Annotated in this window: 1 protein-coding gene; it reads left to right on the top strand. The window is 69.7% G+C overall.

The genetic code is table 11. The annotated features are described in order from the left end of the window. The coding region (locus N8L90_RS09485) for a hypothetical protein (RefSeq protein WP_261025233.1) at positions 1 to 234 on the top strand (234 nt) is incomplete at both ends.

Below are 234 nucleotides of genomic sequence, written 5' to 3'. Positions count from 1 at the left end.
CGGTTCTGGACCACCGACCGCACCTGCTACGACAGTCCGGGGTTCGAAGGGAGCCACCGCCTGATGATCCCCTTCGGGTGCACCCGGGCGCCGTACTATCCGCGCGTGGCGGTCTGCTCGAACCGGGGCGGCATCCACCACGGGATCGACGTCGACATGCCCGTCGGGACGCGTGTCTACAGCAACGTGGCCGGCACGGGGGTGAAGGGAACGCTGGGCTCGGCCTACGGCTCC

This window comes from Streptococcus mitis (assembly GCF_946190115.1).
Taxonomy (GTDB): Bacteria; Bacillota; Bacilli; order Lactobacillales; family Streptococcaceae; genus Streptococcus; species Streptococcus mitis_CO.
This window is presented reverse-complemented; position numbering and strand designations above follow the sequence as displayed.